Consider the following 15,147-nt stretch of genomic DNA (forward strand, 5'->3'; position numbering starts at 1 on the left):
GGCGGAGGTGGCGCAAGCCGCGGCTTGGCAGCTGCGCAGGGCGCGGCGGCACAGGGCGAGGCGGGCGCGGGGGCGGGAGCCGGCAGCGGCTCGGGGTTTGCCGCATCCTGCGGCGCTGCCGCACAAGGCGCGGCCGCCGCACAAGGTGCCATGCCGGAAACCGACGTGGGCGGCAGTGCTTCGGCGTTAGGGGCGGCGTGATTGTAGTGGTCGACGGCCACCGCCGCGGTGGCAGCCGCCAGCGCCGTGCCGAACAGAAGGGTGTTTCTTGCCGTCATTTCCTGGTGAACCCGTCAAGGCCGAATATCGGGCGCAGGCGCACACCCACCACCGAACCGGCAAATGCGGCGGCGAACCACAGCCAGCCGTGCAGGCTGCCCGAGGCGATACCGCTGAACAGCGCGCCGATGTTGCAGCCGAAGGAAAGCCTGGCGCCGTAGCCCATCAGGAGGCCGCCGATCGCCGCCGCCAGGAGCGAGGGGAACGGCACTTTGACCTTCGGCGCGAACTTGCCCGCCAGGCTTGCCGCAAGAGCGGCCCCAAGGATGATGCCGAAGTTCATGACCGACGTGACATCGGCCAGAACGCTGGAGCCGAGCGCCGTCTGCGGGCCGGGCCAGGTCCAGAATTCCCAGCTTTCGACGGGGACGCCGACAGCCTGTGCCACCTTGGCCCCCCACAGGCCGAAGCCGAAAGTCACCGACCAGGGATGGCCGGCCAGAAGCAGCGTCGCGACGTTGAGGAGCGCCAGGAGAAGGCCGGCGCCGACGAGCGGCCAGGGACCGTACATCACCCAGCTCCAGCCGGGCCGCGAGGGGCCGGGCTCGCCTTCGAGGCTGCCGTGCGCGCGCCTTTCGATTGCCGCCGTAACAAGCGCCAGGATGCCGAGGCCGGCGAGGGTGGCAAGAATCGCCGGGGCGATGCCGATCTCTGCGCCGAGGCTGACGGCCGGCAGCGACGGCAAGCCGAGCCACCAGGGAAGATGCGCCGTGCCGACGACGGCGCCGGCGATGAAGAAGACCAGCGTGACGAGCATGCGCGCCGAGCCGCCGCCGACGGTGAACAACGTGCCGGAGCCGCAGCCGCCGCCGAGCTGCATGCCGAGGCCGAACATCGCCGCGCCGACGAGCACGCTGACGCCGACCGGCGCCACGGCGCCAACCAGCATCTGGCCGCCGAGACTTCCGGCGGCGATCAGCGGGATCATGGCGGCCGCGGCGACGCCGATCATCAGCATCTGCGCGCGCATGGCCCGGCCGCGCCTTTCGACCACCATGCGGCGCCAGCCGCCGGTGAAGCCGAAGGAGCCGTGGTAGAGCGCGGCGCCAAGCAGGCCGCCGACGAGAAACAGCGCCGCCTGGCGCAAATCGATCAGCGCGGCGATCGCCAGAAAGCCGAGCACCAGCGCGCCGCCGGCGACCAGCATCGGCGTGCGGTCGGCGCTCACGGGCGGCAGATAGCTGGGGCGGTCGAGCGATAGGTCCGTCATAGGGAAAATCCAGCCGGCCCGCGGTGGCGGGCGTCAACAGCAGCGAATGCCCGAACAGGCGCCGGGCATTCGCGGCCAGGATATGGCGACCCGAAGCGGGGTCAAGCGGGAAAGGCTACTCCTCCGCGCGTACCTCGACCGGCCGCGCGGGATCGCTCGCCCACTCGGACATCGAGCCGTCATACATGCGCGTCTTCTTGTTGCCGAGGATCTCGCTCAGGCCGAACCAGGCGACCGAGGCCCAGTGGCCGGTGTTGCAGAACGCGATGGCCTCCTCGTCGGCCCCGACAGCGGCGGCTTCCGCGAGCGCACGGACCGTTTCGGGACGGGCGAACGCCGCATATTCGCTGCTGTAGAGGTCGCTGTGCTTGATGTTGACAGCCCCCGGCAGGGTGCCTTCCGTGCGCACGACGGGGCTCTTGGACTTGCCCTCGAATTGCTCGGCCGGGCGGCCGTCGACCAGCTTGACGCCGGATTCGAGCGCGGCGGTCACGTCTTCGCTCGTCGCCAGAAGCTCGTCCTGCAGTTCGTAGGTGAACTCGGCCGGCTCCGGCTCGGCCGGCGTGCTCGATCTTTCGCCGCCCGCCGCGTCGTACTGACGCCAGCCGCCGTCGAGGATCGAAACCGCGTCGTGGCCGAGATACTTGAACGTCCAGTAGACGCGGGTGGCGCTGCCGAATTCGGTGGAATCCGTACCCCAGGGCACGACGACGACATGGTCGTCATTGTCGATGCCGAGGCTGCCGATCAGGCCGGCGACCTGGTCGACCGGCGGCAGCATGCCGGGCACGCCGTCCACCTCCGCGCGCCAGCCGGCGCTGGCATAGGGCGCGACGACCGCGTTGGCGATATAGGGTTCGCTCCCAAGGTCGGTGCCTTCGATATCGTCGCGGATATCGAGGATGACCAGGTTTTCGTCGTCGGCGTGGTCCTTCAGCCACTGGGTGTCGACGAGCGGGCGGATTTCCTCGTTCTGGGCAAACGCCGGCGCGGCAAGGCCGAGCGCGAATGCCAGGGTCAATGGAACGATACGCATTTGAGCCTCCATTGCATGGATTTTCGGCAAATGTACTGCCGTCTCCCGCCGGGGTCAGAGCATCTCTTCGTTGTTTCCGCCGGTCGGGGGAAAGCGAAATCCCCGAAACCGGGTGCGAATAGAAAGGAGTGCCAATATAGCGGTGCCTACCCGGCGCAGCAGGAAAGCTTCGCAACATCCTTTTCGAAGCCCTGGGCGGCAAGCTTCAGGCCTTCCACGGTGGTGAGATTAGGAAAGACGGTTTCACCGAGATCCTTCGCCGTCATCCCGTGCCGCAGGGCGAGCACCAGCGTCTGGATGCTGTCGGCGCCTTCGGGGGCGAGAATCTGGCCGCCGATGAGCCGGTCGCTGCCGGCGTCGGCGATAAGCTTCACGAGCCCGCGCGTATCGCGGGCGGCAAGGGCGCGGGGCACCTGGTCGAGTGGCAAGATAGAGGTCTTGACCGCGTAACCCGCCGCCCGCGCCTCCGCTTCGCCGAGCCCGGCGCCGGCCACCTGCGGATCGGTGAACACCACCCAGGGCATGGCGGTGTTGTCGTAGACCTTTCCGTCGCCGTTGAGGGCGTTGTGTGCCGCGAGCTTGGCGCCGTAGGCAGCCATATAGACGAACTGGTCGCGGCCGGTCACGTCGCCGGCGGCATAGACGCGTGGGCGGGAGGTACGCATCCTCTCGTCGACGAGGATGGCGCCGGTGTCGTGAAGACGGACACCGGCGCCGGCCAGCCCCATGCCGGCCGTGTTCGGCGTGCGGCCCGTCGCGACCAGAACCTCATCGGCCGTAACGGTCTCCTCCCTGCCGCCCGTCTCGATTGTCAGCGCCACGCCTTTGTCCGTGCGGGCGATGCGGCGGTATGCGAGGCCCGTGCGCACGGTGAGGCCCTCCTCGCGCAAGGTGCCGGTGAGCGCGGCCGAGATTTCCGGCTCGGCTTCGGGCAGCAGGCGGCTGCGCGTCACGAAGGTGACCTGAACGCCGACGCGCGCGAACATCTGCGCCAGCTCGCAACCGATGTAGCCGCCGCCGACCACCAGCAGCGACCGCGGCAGCACGTCGAGCTCGAGCGCCGAAGTGCTGGTGAGGAACGGGACGTCTTCAATGCCAGGAATGCCGGGCCGCGCGGGCGAAGCGCCGGTGGCGAGAATGACGCTGCCGGCCCGCATGGGCTCGTCGTTCACCTCAAGGCCGGCGCCATTGAAGCGGGCTGTGCCGTCTACGTATTCGATGGAGTCGTAATCGGTCAGGAGATCGAGGTATTTGGTCTGCCGGAGCGTTGCGACCAGATCGTCCTTGGCCCCGACCAGGGCTTGCCAATCGGCAAGGTGTGCCTCCCCGACGAGGCCCGGAAAGCGGTGCGCCGCCCGCGTGCCGTGCAGCGCCTCGGCAGCGCGGATCATGGTCTTGGACGGTATGCAGCCGATGTTGACGCATGTGCCGCCGATCGTGCCGTGGCCGACGAGGGCGACCCTCGCGCCTTGCTCGGCAGCAGTGATCGCCGCAGAGAAACCGGCCGAGCCCGCGCCGACAACCGCAAGATCGTAGCCGCGCTTCATGGTCAGGGCCTATCCCTTCACCGCCGCCGGATAACCGGCATTGGTGGAGGCCGCCGCGATGGCTTGGGCGGTGGCGCGCGAAGGATCGTATGTGACGGTCACCGTCTTGGCCTCGAAATCCACCTGCACCGATTGCACGCCTTCCACACGCTTCATCGCCGATTTCACGGTGAGGGGACACAGGGCGCAGGTCATGTTCTCGACCGCGAATGTCGCCGTGCGGGCAACCGCCTCCTGGGCGGCGGCCGATTGCATGGATAGCGGCGAAAACAGCCCTGCCGGAAGGATGCCGGCGGCGCCCAGGGCGAGCATGGCGGCAGAGATGAGGGAAGGTCGGTGCATGGGTTTTCTCCGTGCAAAACGCTGGGTCAGTAGAGGAGCGGCGCCCACCATCCGATGCTCACGGAAAGGGCCACGAGAATGGTGGATAGCCATAGCGCCGACTTGGTGATGCGTGCCGATTGCGGCCGGGCGCAGTAGGAACCTTCGGCGCACGCGGGCCTGGGCGTGAAATAGACCCGCCGGAAGCCAAGGCCGATGAAGACGGACGCCAGCACCGCGAAGGCGGGTTTGAACGGCTCCAGCACCGTGAGATTGCCGATCCACGCACCGGAAACCCCGAGCATGACCAAGACGAGCGGCGCAATGCAGCAGGAAGACGCCAGAACGGCGCCCATCACGCCGCCGGCCGCGAACCAGCCCTGCTTCCCATCGCCGGCCCGTGCGGCGGTTTCCATGGAGTTTGGTTCGGTTCTTGCCGTGCTCATTGAGTTATCGATTTTCGCGCCCTCGATTTTCCGATGGATGCACGCTACAGTCTGTAGGAACTACAGACTCAAGAGGCTGTCGCAACGATGGGCGATCACATTTCCGCGAAGAGCCTGCAGCGCGCCGAACTCGCGCGCCGGACGGGCTGCAATCTCGAGACCATCCGCTATTACGAAAAGATCGGCCTGATGCCGGACCCGCCGCGCACGGCGTCGGGCTATCGCGTTTACGGCGAGGGGCACGTTTCACGCCTGCTGTTCATCCTGCGGGCTCGCGAGCTCGGTTTTGCCATCGACGAGATCCGCGGCTTGCTCGAACTGGTCGATAGCGGCGCTCAGACCTGCGCTGAGGTGAAGGAGCGGACGGAGCGGCATCTTGCCGACATACGCGCCAAGATCGCCGATCTCAGACGCATCGAGAAGATACTGGCCGCAACGGCCGCCCAATGTTCCGGCGATCGCGTTCCCGAATGCCCGGTCCTTGCGGCGCTGGCCTCGTGATGCGGATGCCTCTTTCTATCGGCATCGCGCGGGACCTTGGTTACATCACCAGCTTGTAGCCGCCACCTTCCGTCACGAGAATTTCGGCGTTTGCGGGATTCCGCTCGATCTTCTGCCGCAGCCGGTGGACGTGGGTCTCCAGGGTGTGGCTCGTTACATCCGAATTGTAGTCCCAGACCTTCTCAAGCAGCTCGTTGCGTGAAACCACCTTTTGCTGCGCGCTGTAGAGGTACTTGATGAGGGCGGTTTCCTTGTCCGTGAGCCGTATCCTGGCGCCCCGTTCATCGACCAGCATCTTCTTGCCCGGTTGGAACAGGAAGGACCTGATACGGAAAACCGCGTCGTCGCTTCGCGCGTGCTGGCGCAGATGCGTGCGGATGCGGGCGAGCAGAACGGCGAAGTGGAACGGCTTGGTCACGTAGTCGTTGGCTCCCGATTCCAGACCCAGGATCGTATCCGCATCGCCGTCCCTGGCCGTCAGCATGATGATCGGCGCCTTGAAGCCTGTCCTGCGCAGTATTTTCACGGCCTCCCGGCCGTCTATGTCGGGCAGGCCGACATCCATTATGGCGGCGTGGACGATGTTGGACCGCGCCGCCTGGATGCCCTTGGCGGCCGTTCCTTCGTCCAGGATCTGGAACTCGTCGTAGACGGTGAGTTGCTCCTTGAGCATCGAGCGCAGTTCGTCGTCGTCATCGACGATAAGGATTGTCTGTTTGGTCATGTGCCGCCCTCGCTGGGTTGTTACCGATATTTCGCAGAGCCGGGAAAAAAGGTTACGCGCGGCGCACATGGCGGCCCGCCGGCGGGCCTTGCGGGTCGCGACCTGTAACCTTTCGCCTCCGCCTTGCGAACTAGTGGTGGTCACGCGCGATGAACCGGCCGGGTCGTGAGCGGCGAACGCGAAGCGAACCGGTGTTTTGGAGCCCATGCTCCGCTCTCGTCAAAGCATGCTCAAGGAGGCTTCCACCATGTCCATGACGAAAAGACTTTTGTGTACCACGGCGCTGCCCATGTCGCTGAGCCTTGCCCTTGTCTTCACCAGCGCACCGGCCCCAGGGCCGATCGGCATGGCGCGAGCGCAAACCAATCCTTGCTCACCTTGCGGCGCCGCGCCCGCAGGAGCGAGCGACTGCGTCGTGCCGCGCTTGCAACAGGCTCAGGCCAACCCCTGCGCAGCCAAGAATCCTTGTGCTGCAGCAGCCAACCCGTGCAACCCTTGCGCCGTGAAGGCGGATCCCTGCGCAGCGGCAGCCAACCCCTGCAACCCCTGCGCCGCCGCCAATCCGTGCGCAGCCGCCAACCCATGCGCGGCAGCCAACCCCTACGCGGCCGCGGCTAATCCGTGCGCGGCTGCTCCCGCGCGCATGGCCGTCTCTTTGTCCAACGAGGAGATCGCGACAATCCGTGACACGTTGCGCGAAATAGGATTCGATCCTGGTGCCACGGAGGGTGAAATCGATCGTCAGGCGGTCATGGATTTCCAACGCCAGAATGGCCTGCAAACCGACGGTGTGATCGGCAAACGGACCCTGGCTGCGCTTCAACGCTCCATGGGCAATCCCTGCGCGGCGGCTAATCCCTGTGCTGCCGCCAGCAACCCGTGCGCCGTCGCGGACCCGTGTGCAGCGGCCAATCCCTGCAACCCGTGTGCTGCCGCGAACCCGTGTGCGGCTGCCAATCCTTGCGCGGCGGCCAATCCGTGCAGCCCGTGCGGAGCGGCGGCGGCACCGCCGGATGTGACGGAGGATGAGCTGCGGGCGGTCTTCGATTGCCTGAAGGCGCAAATGCGCACGGCCTACGGCGACAGCTGGCAGGACGGAACCGACTTCGCGAAGGCGGGCCTCTTACGGCCGCAACGCGTCGCCTATAGCGACAACGACCTCCCGGAGGCCAAATCCTTCCTCGACTGGAAGAACTTCGCCACCGCGCCTTATACCTCCGCCACGCACGGAGAACGGTTCGTCGTCAACTACGCCAACGACGCCGCCGAAGAGGCATACGGCAAGTACGAGGAGATCGGCACGATGCCCGAAGGCGGGATCATCGCCAAGCCGAGCTTCACGATCTCGTCCAATGGCGAGGCCGCGCTCGGGCCGCTCTTCCTGATGGAGAAGATGGAGGAGGGCTGGGACCAGGAGAGCCGCGACTGGCGCTACACCATGGTGATGCCGGACGGCGCGGTCGGCGGTAGAACCCAGGGGCCGAACGCGGAGGCTGTCGAATTCTGCATCGGCTGCCACGCTTCGGTTGCGGACAACCAGGACAGCTTGTTCTTCCTGCCCGAGGAATACAGGGCGAACTAGCATCGATGAGCGCGGAAGAAGGATGGACCGGCGGCAGCTTTGCCGCCGGCCACCGTGGGCTGTTCAGCCGCGTCGATGCGGTGCGCGGTTTTGTGTAATATAGGGTGATGAGGCTTCTAAGGAGCGGCCTGACATGACGGGAAACCCAGCGGCAGCGGCCAGGCAGAAGCAACCCGCCTTCGATTTCTCGCGGCTGGACGAAGCACGGCTGAAGGCGATGCTCGCCGCCGGAGAAGACATTGCGGAGTGCTATCGCGTTCTGAAGAAAACCGGCCTCAACATCGTCGGCGAGATATTGAAGGGGCAGGGCCAGTTCTACGAGCTCAACCACTACCCCTCCGGCGACGTCTATGACCGGGATACCCACTCCCAATATTATTATCACGCGCATCGCGAGGGCGAGCACGGCCATTTCCATACGTTCCTCCGCCAGGGGGGAATGCCCGCCGATGTCCAGCCGGTGCCGGAGGCGGCCGGTCGGGATTGGCCGAGCGGCAAGGACGCGCAGTCGCACATCGTCGCCGTGTCGATGGACCGCTACGGATATCCGCTCGGGCTCTTCACCACCAATCGCTGGGTGACGGGCGAGACCTGGTACAGCGCCGCCGACGTGTGCCGCATGCTCGGCCGGTTCGCCGTGGACCATGCCTATCCCTCGTGGCCGGCCAATCGCTGGCTGACGGCGATGCTGCGGCTGTTCGGGCCGCAGATCGAGGTGCTGCTCCATGAGCGCGATGCACGGCTGAAGGCCTGGGCGGCAGAACATCCGGATCGGGACCCGTTCGAGGACCGCGAGCTGGAGGTGCTCTCGGAGACACATATCGACGTCGATGCCCAGATGGAGGCCGTACAGGCGGAGCTGGCGCGCCGCTGAGCCGCCGCCTTTCAGGACGCTTATGCACACGCTTCAGGTAACGATCCGGAGAAAGCCCCCCGGTCCCGCAGCCGGCTGCTCAAGATTAATTGACCCAGCCTTGATTTCCCGGATGAGGCATCGCGCCGCTAAGCTGTGCCGGTCGCCTCGGCCAGCGTCTCCCGCTGTTCGAGTGAGTGACGTTTGGGCCGCAGCCTTACTGGAAGCCGGATTACAGGTGGATCGGATCCATAACAGCGATCGGCGTCTCGCCAGCTTGATGCGGTCGGCGCAGGACGGCGACGCGGCTGCCTTCGCGTCCTTGTTGCGCGAGGTCACCCCCCTTCTGCGCCGGAAGGTCTTGCGGAAGGGCTGGGCGCGGCACCCGCAGAACGCCGAAGACATCGTCCAGGAGATCCTCCTGTCCGTCCATACCGCCCGCGCGACCTACGATCCCGAGCGCCCTTTCCTTCCCTGGCTGATGGCGATCGCCCGCAACAGGATGGCCGATGCGGCACGCCGCGATGCGCGTCAGGCGGCATATGAGGTCGCGGTGGAGCATCTGCCGGAAATCCGTTCGGAAGCGGACCAGCATGCCGTTCTCTGCCGCTGGGACGATCAAGAGCAGTTGCGGAAGGCTATCCATCAGCTGCCCCCCGCCCAGCGCCAGGCGATCGAACTGTTGAAGCTCCGCGAGATGTCGATGAAGGAGGCAAGGGCGGCGACGGGCATAAGCATCGCGGCGCTGAAGGTTTCCGTGCACCGGGCGATAAAGGCCTTGGGCGCCCTGCTGGACAAGGAGGCATGGCGATGAAGACGGACGACCTCATCCGGCATCTCTCCGCGAATGCCACGCCCGTTCGCCGGCTGCCGCCTGCATGGGCCCAGGCAGCGCAATGGCTGCTCGTCGCGCTTTTCTCGGTGGCGCTCGTCGTTCTTCTGGTCTCTCCGCGCCCCGACCTGGCGGTCAAGCTCGGCGAAATGCGCTTCCTGATCGAAGAAGGCGCCGCGTTCGCCACCGCGGTCACCGCCGCCATGGCCGCTTTCTGCCTGGCGACGCCCGGGCACAGCAGGAAGCTCGCGCTTCTTCCGGCGGTCCCGCTGGCGCTCTGGTTCACGAGCCTTGGCTTGGACTGTCTACGGGCCTGGCTCGCATTCGGATGGAAAGCCTTTCAGGTCGAGCTGGACTGGGTGTGCCTGCCGGCGATCGCCATGGTCGGCGCCGTGCCCGCGCTTGCCATCGTCGCGATGCTTCGCCGCGGGGCGCCGCTGGCGCCGCGCATGACCGTCATGCTCGGCGGGCTGGCCGCCGCCGCGATCGGGGATTTCGGGTTGCGGCTGTTTCATCCGCAGGATGCCGGCCTTACGGTCCTCATATGGCAGTTCGGCAGCGTTCTGCTTTTCTCCGCCCTTGCCGGCTGGAGCGGCCATTTCTTCCTGCGTTGGCGCCACGTCAGGCTCGCCGGCTAGCGCGTCGGTGAGACCTCGCCGTCACGCCGACAGGGGAGGATAGGCGGCGGCGCCCAGGCCGGTGACGAGGATGGGTGTGCCGTCGACCACGCGGTTGTAAAGGTCGATGACGTCCTGGTTGAGCATACGGACGCATCCCGACGACACCGACTTGCCGATCGTCCACCATTCGGGTGAACCATGGATACGGTAGAGCGTATCCCGGCCGTTCTGGAAGATGTAGAGGGCGCGCGCACCCAGCGGGTTGGTAAGGCCCGGATCCATGCCGCCGTTGGCGATGCTGTAGGGTTCGAGCTCCGGCTGGCGTGCCACCATCTCGTCCGGCGGGGTCCAGCGCGGCCAGGGGCGCTTATACTGGATCACGCCGCGTCCGTCCCATTCGAAGCCGGCGCGGCCAAGGCCGACGCCATAGCGCAGCGCCTTGCCGTTCTCCTGCGTAAGGTAGAGAAAATGGTTGTCCGTATCGACGACGACCGTTCCTGGCCGTTCGCCTGTCGGATCGTCGACAAGCCGGCGGTAGAAGACCGGATCGATGCGCTCGATGGGAATGGCGGGAAGCGGGAACAGCTCTTCCGGGCGGGCCGCATACATGGCTGAATAGTAGGCGAAGTCGCCTCCGGACATCAGGTTGCTTGCTGCGGGTGACGGCGGAACGGGGTCGCCCGCAACCCGCGGGGCCCTAAAGGTCGAGCAGCCGGTTATCCCGAGCAAGGCCGTTCCGCCGGCGCCACGAAGAAAGGCGCGGCGGTCGAGCCTGTTCGACCGTCCGGTTGCGGTTGTTTCACTCACCCTGGATTTCGTCATGCGCTTATCGCCCCAGAACTGGATTTTGACGCACGGCTATTGCTCTGCAAATAGGGCTACCATGTGCCGATTTGTTGCTTATTCAGCACACCCGACAGGAGATGCGAACGCTTGTCACCTAGTCTTGATCGACCTGTGATCGGGCATGGTTCTGGGAGGATTTGCGGCTCGCATGGGCGGCCGGAAAATGAAAATGGCACCCAGCGTAGATGAAACTGAGACCTACGTTTTTCCGGTATGCTGTGATATTCCAGCCGACTTGCTTCGCCAGCACGTTGCCGCGCGCCTTGGCTGGATTGCCCCCCGATTTGGAGGCGACTACCCCAAAGGCGACGGATCGAATTGCCGACACGCCATCCGAACTGGTACCTGACGTGAGCACGACACGCCGTAAAAACACCACCGGTCTGCGCCGATTCCTGGATCTTGAGCAGCAGCGCGATTGGATGGAGGGCAAGACGGTCCTGCGCGACGTCGAGGAGCGCTCGCAGTCCCTGGAACTGCGTCTCAAATACGTCGCGCGGTTTGAGAAACTGCTGCGCCGGCCGCAAGCGCAAGAGGTCCTGGAAATTCTCGGGTGCTACGGCCGCGACTGCATCCCGATCCCGCGCCGGACCGAGCGGCATTACTGGTCGGTTTCCTGTCTGCCGTCGACCCCGGGCAAGGCGCTCGTTCGCGTCAATGCGAGCTGGATGGAGCTTTTCTCGCTCTATGCGGACGGCGAGGGCATCCGCGCGCTATTCCTGGTGCATCTTTCCGATTTTACCACCGACCATTCCCTCGATCAGGGCCAGGTGGACGAAGCCTTCCTCGAGCGCTGTGTCATAACGCCGGAAGACATCAGCTATTTCTTCCCCCGAGGCGAGGACATTTTCGGCATCAAGGTCCGCGGCTTCTCCTCGATCGGCAAATTCCTCGCGGCGCGCCGTGCGTTGCGGGCCATCCGGGCGTTCAACCTGACGCACATGAACCGGGGCCGGAACGCCTATCAGGCGAGCCACTGCTACAGCTTGGCGGATCACATGCTGAGTGGTTCTGCACGCTGAGCGAGGACGGTTTGAATCTTCGACTGTGAAATGGCGCGCCCGAAGAGATTCGAACTCCTGACCCCCAGATTCGTAGTCTGGTGCTCTATCCAGCTGAGCTACGGGCGCGCTGGCTGCCAGGGTGGCAGCGAGGTCGCGGGCGGATTGCCCGGCGACCGGACGCCGCTTACCTAACGATTGAAAACGCCAAAAGCAAGCGCCGAAGTGACAATTCTTTGACGCACCGACGTGATGCCGCTACAGCGCCGTGCGTCCTTTAGGGCGCTACAGAAGGACGCTGTAGGCTATTGAATCTTCGCGCCGTGCTTTTTCGAAAATCGATGCCGGTTTTCGAAAAGCACGGTGCGTTAATTCGCCGTCTGGCGTTTCGGACTGGGCTCAGCGCTCGACCGTCCGTAGCTGCCCCCGTTAGGGAGGGTTATGCAGAAGACCGTATGGCCGCTGCCGCTTTCCACAAGCGTGATCTCGCCGCCATGGGCGTGCACGAGCTCCTGGGCGATCGCCAGACCGAGGCCGGTCCCGCCGCTCTTGGCGGCGCCGCGGAAAGCGGCGAAAAGGTTCTCGCGCGCCCGCGGCGGCAGGCCGGGTCCCGTGTCGGTCACGAAGATGCGCACCAGCCGTTCCTCGCGCGCGCTCGAAAGGGTCAGTCGGCGCACCAGCGCCGCCTCGCTTTCCCCGGACATGGCCTGGACGGCGTTGCGGCACAGATTGGCGAGCACGCGGAAAAGCTGCTCGGCGTCCGCGTGCACTTCCAGGGTGGGGTCCACCTCGTTGACGAATTCGATGCCGCTCGCAGGATCGATGGCGAGCGTGGCGTGCACATCGTCCACAAGCTGGCAGAGGCGCAGCCGCCGGCGCGTCGGCGGCGCCTCCTGCGTCCGGCCATAGGCGAGCACACCCTCGGAATAGGCGACCGCCCGATCCAGCGTGCGCACCAGCCGCGGCGTCAGCGATTGCACCGCCGGGTCGGAAACCTGCGCCAGCCGGTCGGACATGAGCTGCGCGGACGCCAGCATGTTGCGCATGTCGTGGTTGATCTTGGAGACGGCAAGGCCGAGATCGGCGAGCCGCTTGCGCTCGCCCAGGGTGCGATGGAGCGTCTGCTGCATGCCGGCGAGCTCGCGCTCGGCAATGCCGATCTCGTCGCCCCTGTCCTCCGGCTTGATGATGCGCTCCGCATCGTCCGGCGCCACGCCGAATGCCAGCATGGAGTGCGTCATGGCGCGGATCGGCCCGATCATGATGCGGTTGATGGCGTAAAAGACCAGCATCGCGGTGATCAGCGAGATGATGAGCGAAAGCACGGCCACGTTGCGCGCGTAGACCAGCATGGCCGAGCGCAGCGCGCTGTCGGGGATGACGATCTCGTATTGGCTCCGGCTTTCGCCGACGCGGCCGTAGATGCGCAATATCCTGTCGCCGCCGAAGAACATCGTGTCGAAGGCGCGCACGATCGCCTGCAACGGGCCGACCCCGTCGAGATCGACATGCATGTCGACTTCCGGCGGCATCTCGGAGACGACCAGCAGGCGCGCGCTGCCCTCGTCGCGCACGGCGATCGCCTTCGCGCCCATCGCCATGAGCACGTCGTTGCTGGCCTGCCGGCTGAGGCTGTCGGGATCGCCCTCCATCAGCACCACGCCGACGGCGGCCACGGTCTGCAGCCGCTGGTTCATCCATTGCAGGCCGAAATTGGCCACGGAGGGGATGAAGATCAGCACCTCCGCGGCCATCACGAAGAGGATGGTGAGCAAGAGCAGCTTGGTCGACAGGCCACGCGTCAGCGGAACCGCGCCCGTGTCGCCCCCTTCCTTGCCGTTTTCCTGCCGCTCGTCCACCATCGCCGTTCTCTGCCGCATCTGTGGCCGGCACCGCCTGCTGGCCGTGCGCCGGATGATCTAACCGAATAAACGCAGAAAGCGGATCAGTCCACGCACCACGGGCTTTCGCGCGGCCTCGGCGAAGTAGGAGATCGCCGCGCGCTTGCCGATCTCGCCCATGGTGGGGTAGGGCGCCACATAGCCGGCGATATCGCGCACACTCATGCGGTTGGCGAGCGCCAGCGACCAGAAATTCATCATCTCGCCGGCGCCCTCGCCGACGATGGAGACGCCGAGGATGCGCCCGCGCCGGCCAGCAACGAGCTTTATGAAACCCTCGGTGCTGCGCTCGGTCTGCGCGCGGTCGTTCTCCGCATAGGGCCAGCGCAGCACCGTGACGCGGCCGCCGCGCTTGCGCGCCTCCGCCTCCGTCAGCCCGATATGGGCGAGCTCCGGGTCCGTGTAGGTCACCCACGGGATGAGGGCCCGGTTCTCCTTCGCCGGCAGGCGGAAGAGCGTGGCGCGAACGACGAGGCCGGCGTGATAATTGGCGACATGGGTGAACTGCAATCCGCCTGCCACGTCGCCGATGGCGTAGACGCGCCGGTTGGTGGTGCGCAGCTTGCTCGATACCCTTATGCCCTTGGCGGTGTAAGCGATGCCCGCCTTCTCCAGCGCCAGCGCCTCCACATTGGGCTGCCGCCCCGCGGCGACGAGAAGGTGCGAGCCGTCGAGCACCCGGGCATTGCCCTCGCCTTCCAGATGCACGCGCACGCCGCTGCGGCCATGCTTTTCCACCCGCGCCACCTTGGTGTGCTCGAGGATCTCCACCCCCTCGGCGCGGATGCGCTTCAGCACCACGGCAGCCAGCTCCGGATCGTCCTTGCCCAGCGCGGCCATCGCTTCGACAACGGTGACGCGGGCGCCAAGGCGGCGATGCGCCTGCGCAAGCTCCAGGCCGACCGGCCCGCCGCCGATGACGATCAGGTGCGCGGGAAGGCGCTTGCGCGCGAAAATGGTCTCATTGGTGAGATAAGGCACCGCGTCCAGCCCCGGGATCGGCGGGGCAACGGGAGAGGAGCCGGTGGCGATGACGAAACGCCGGGCACGGATCGTATGATCGCCCGCCGTCACGGTGCGCGCGTCGGTGAAGCGCGCTTCCTCCTTAATGACGTTCACGCCGAGAGCGGTGAAGCGCTCGACCGAATCGTTGGGCGCGATGGCCGCGATCACTCGCTCCACGTGCCGCATCGTCTTGGCGAAATCGACTTGCGGTTCCGCCTCGGCCACGCCGAAGGCCGGGCCTTGGGAAAGCCGGTGCGCCTGCTTGCCCGCCGCGATCAGGGATTTGGAGGGCACGCAACCGTAGTTCAGGCAGTCGCCGCCCATCTTGCCCTTTTCGATCAGCACCACGGGCACGCCGAAGGAAGCGGCCGCGGCGGCGACCGTCAGCCCGCCCGAGCCGCCGCCGATGACGCAGATATCCGGTTCCAGCAGTGTCGCCATGA

16 protein-coding genes and 1 tRNA gene are annotated in these 15,147 nt (G+C 66.0%); 6 read left to right on the forward strand and 11 right to left on the reverse strand.

Annotation, left to right across the window (positions count from 1 at the left end):
• From GPJ75_RS05285 to GPJ75_RS05310, 6 genes are all read right to left on the reverse strand, one after another.
• Positions 1-278, reverse strand: a 278-nt coding sequence (locus tag GPJ75_RS05285; RefSeq protein WP_205602467.1) for a hypothetical protein, incomplete at its 3' end; no start/stop codon positions are given.
• On the reverse strand, positions 275-1,489 hold the full coding sequence (locus tag GPJ75_RS05290) for a YeeE/YedE family protein (protein ID WP_163265890.1): 1,215 nt from the start codon (positions 1,487-1,489) through the stop codon (positions 275-277). The genes GPJ75_RS05290 and GPJ75_RS05285, both read right to left, overlap by 4 nt.
• A 115-nt stretch (positions 1,490-1,604) precedes the next feature.
• Positions 1,605-2,525 carry a sulfurtransferase gene (locus tag GPJ75_RS05295; protein ID WP_163265892.1) on the reverse strand — a complete coding sequence of 307 codons (921 nt, stop codon included), beginning with the start codon at positions 2,523-2,525 and terminating at the stop codon, positions 1,605-1,607.
• A gap of 146 nt (positions 2,526-2,671) precedes the next feature.
• Positions 2,672-4,072 carry a mercury(II) reductase gene (merA, locus tag GPJ75_RS05300; RefSeq protein WP_163265894.1) on the reverse strand — a complete coding sequence of 467 codons (1,401 nt, stop codon included), beginning with the start codon at positions 4,070-4,072 and terminating at the stop codon, positions 2,672-2,674.
• Positions 4,073-4,081: 9 nt separating this feature from the next.
• Entirely contained in the window at positions 4,082-4,414 is a 333-nt protein-coding gene (locus GPJ75_RS05305) for a heavy-metal-associated domain-containing protein (protein WP_163265897.1), read from the reverse strand.
• Between the two features lie 26 nt (positions 4,415-4,440).
• On the reverse strand, positions 4,441-4,839 hold the full coding sequence (locus GPJ75_RS05310; RefSeq protein ID WP_163265899.1) for a mercuric transporter MerT family protein: 399 nt from the start codon (positions 4,837-4,839) through the stop codon (positions 4,441-4,443).
• A gap of 87 nt (positions 4,840-4,926) precedes the next feature.
• Between GPJ75_RS05310 and GPJ75_RS05315 the strand changes: the two genes are divergently transcribed.
• Positions 4,927-5,340: a MerR family transcriptional regulator gene (locus tag GPJ75_RS05315; protein WP_163265901.1), complete on the forward strand. Its 414-nt coding sequence runs from the start codon at positions 4,927-4,929 to the stop codon at positions 5,338-5,340.
• A 40-nt stretch (positions 5,341-5,380) separates the two neighbouring features.
• On the opposite strand, the gene GPJ75_RS05320 is transcribed toward GPJ75_RS05315, so the two are convergent.
• Complete coding sequence (locus tag GPJ75_RS05320) at positions 5,381-6,064, reverse strand: response regulator transcription factor (protein ID WP_163265903.1); 684 nt, start codon at positions 6,062-6,064, stop codon at positions 5,381-5,383.
• Positions 6,065-6,707: 643 nt separating this feature from the next.
• On the opposite strand from GPJ75_RS05320, the gene GPJ75_RS05325 reads away from it, so the two are divergent.
• The 4 genes from GPJ75_RS05325 to GPJ75_RS05340 all read left to right on the forward strand — a co-directional run bounded on the left by GPJ75_RS05325 (position 6,708) and on the right by GPJ75_RS05340 (position 9,969).
• Positions 6,708-7,646 (forward strand): peptidoglycan-binding protein, encoded by a 939-nt coding sequence (locus tag GPJ75_RS05325; RefSeq protein ID WP_163265905.1) that lies wholly within the window; start codon positions 6,708-6,710, stop codon positions 7,644-7,646.
• A gap of 133 nt (positions 7,647-7,779) precedes the next feature.
• Positions 7,780-8,520: a DUF6969 family protein gene (locus GPJ75_RS05330; protein ID WP_205602468.1), complete on the forward strand. Its 741-nt coding sequence runs from the start codon at positions 7,780-7,782 to the stop codon at positions 8,518-8,520.
• A 217-nt stretch (positions 8,521-8,737) separates the two neighbouring features.
• Entirely contained in the window at positions 8,738-9,313 is a 576-nt protein-coding gene (locus GPJ75_RS05335; RefSeq protein ID WP_246248921.1) for a sigma-70 family RNA polymerase sigma factor, read from the forward strand.
• Positions 9,310-9,969: an NrsF family protein gene (locus tag GPJ75_RS05340; protein ID WP_246248922.1), complete on the forward strand. Its 660-nt coding sequence runs from the start codon at positions 9,310-9,312 to the stop codon at positions 9,967-9,969. Before GPJ75_RS05335 ends, GPJ75_RS05340 begins: the two co-directional genes overlap by 4 nt.
• Before the next feature lie 21 nt (positions 9,970-9,990).
• Here GPJ75_RS05340 and GPJ75_RS05345 read toward each other — a convergent pair whose 3' ends face one another.
• Positions 9,991-10,758, reverse strand: coding sequence for a L,D-transpeptidase (locus tag GPJ75_RS05345; protein ID WP_425483117.1), 768 nt, complete (start codon positions 10,756-10,758; stop codon positions 9,991-9,993).
• A 377-nt stretch (positions 10,759-11,135) separates the two neighbouring features.
• Here GPJ75_RS05345 and GPJ75_RS05350 point away from each other — a divergent pair, with 377 nt between their 5' ends.
• Positions 11,136-11,819, forward strand: coding sequence for a hypothetical protein (locus GPJ75_RS05350; RefSeq protein ID WP_163266597.1), 684 nt, complete (start codon positions 11,136-11,138; stop codon positions 11,817-11,819).
• Positions 11,820-11,850: 31 nt separating this feature from the next.
• Here the strand turns inward: GPJ75_RS05350 and GPJ75_RS05355 are convergent.
• The 3 genes from GPJ75_RS05355 to GPJ75_RS05365 all read right to left on the reverse strand — a co-directional run bounded on the left by GPJ75_RS05355 (position 11,851) and on the right by GPJ75_RS05365 (position 15,145).
• Positions 11,851-11,927: transfer RNA gene (locus tag GPJ75_RS05355), tRNA-Arg, on the reverse strand.
• A 239-nt stretch (positions 11,928-12,166) separates the two neighbouring features.
• Positions 12,167-13,660, reverse strand: coding sequence for a sensor histidine kinase (locus GPJ75_RS05360; protein ID WP_163266599.1), 1,494 nt, complete (start codon positions 13,658-13,660; stop codon positions 12,167-12,169).
• 57 nt (positions 13,661-13,717) lie between these two features.
• Complete coding sequence (locus GPJ75_RS05365) at positions 13,718-15,145, reverse strand: dihydrolipoyl dehydrogenase family protein (RefSeq protein ID WP_163265911.1); 1,428 nt, start codon at positions 15,143-15,145, stop codon at positions 13,718-13,720.
• Positions 15,146-15,147: the final 2 nt, after the last annotated feature.

Source organism: Chelativorans alearensis, from assembly GCF_010993735.1.
GTDB classification, from domain to species: domain Bacteria; phylum Pseudomonadota; class Alphaproteobacteria; order Rhizobiales; family Rhizobiaceae; genus Chelativorans; species Chelativorans alearense.

Coding starts and splice junctions, on each gene's coding strand:
- GPJ75_RS05290 (WP_163265890.1), bottom strand. CDS start 1,489: ATGACGGACCTATCGCTCGACCGCCCCAGCTATCTGCCGCCCGTGAGC.
- GPJ75_RS05330 (WP_205602468.1), top strand. CDS start 7,780: ATGACGGGAAACCCAGCGGCAGCGGCCAGGCAGAAGCAACCCGCCTTC.
- GPJ75_RS05360 (WP_163266599.1), bottom strand. CDS start 13,660: ATGGTGGACGAGCGGCAGGAAAACGGCAAGGAAGGGGGCGACACGGGC.
- GPJ75_RS05340 (WP_246248922.1), top strand. CDS start 9,310: ATGAAGACGGACGACCTCATCCGGCATCTCTCCGCGAATGCCACGCCC.
- merA (WP_163265894.1), bottom strand. CDS start 4,072: ATGAAGCGCGGCTACGATCTTGCGGTTGTCGGCGCGGGCTCGGCCGGT.
- GPJ75_RS05310 (WP_163265899.1), bottom strand. CDS start 4,839: ATGAGCACGGCAAGAACCGAACCAAACTCCATGGAAACCGCCGCACGG.
- GPJ75_RS05365 (WP_163265911.1), bottom strand. CDS start 15,145: ATGGCGACACTGCTGGAACCGGATATCTGCGTCATCGGCGGCGGCTCG.
- GPJ75_RS05315 (WP_163265901.1), top strand. CDS start 4,927: ATGGGCGATCACATTTCCGCGAAGAGCCTGCAGCGCGCCGAACTCGCG.
- GPJ75_RS05295 (WP_163265892.1), bottom strand. CDS start 2,525: ATGCGTATCGTTCCATTGACCCTGGCATTCGCGCTCGGCCTTGCCGCG.
- GPJ75_RS05320 (WP_163265903.1), bottom strand. CDS start 6,064: ATGACCAAACAGACAATCCTTATCGTCGATGACGACGACGAACTGCGC.
- GPJ75_RS05325 (WP_163265905.1), top strand. CDS start 6,708: ATGGCCGTCTCTTTGTCCAACGAGGAGATCGCGACAATCCGTGACACG.
- GPJ75_RS05305 (WP_163265897.1), bottom strand. CDS start 4,414: ATGCACCGACCTTCCCTCATCTCTGCCGCCATGCTCGCCCTGGGCGCC.